Genomic DNA, 233 nt, shown 5'->3' with positions numbered 1-233 from the left:
CGTATCACCTCATCGAGGTCCGCACCTAACTCAACCATTTTTACTGCACGAGAGTAAATTTTAGCATCAGGGTCATCGTATTTCTGCGCAGCTTGTTGCTGTATCAAATCTTGATTTTGTTGCTCAACCTCAAGCACTCGCTTACCAATACTTAAAAGCCCTGTTCTAAGCTCTGAAATTTCACTTCGCAAAATATGAGTTTGCTCTGAGCTATCTTTAAGCTGCTGTAATAC

1 protein-coding gene is annotated in these 233 nt (G+C 41.2%); it reads right to left on the bottom strand.

Annotated features, from left to right (window positions below):
- Nucleotides 1–233, bottom strand: a 233-nt coding sequence (locus AAEY57_RS21210; protein WP_350608808.1) for a DUF2802 domain-containing protein, incomplete at both ends; no start/stop codon positions are given.

Origin of the sequence: Pseudoalteromonas sp. MER144-MNA-CIBAN-0113 (assembly GCF_040308965.1) — a bacterium.
Classification (GTDB): domain Bacteria; phylum Pseudomonadota; class Gammaproteobacteria; order Enterobacterales; family Alteromonadaceae; genus Pseudoalteromonas; species Pseudoalteromonas tetraodonis.
The sequence above is the reverse complement of the archived record's forward strand: the minus strand, read 5'-3'. Positions and strand labels throughout refer to the sequence as shown.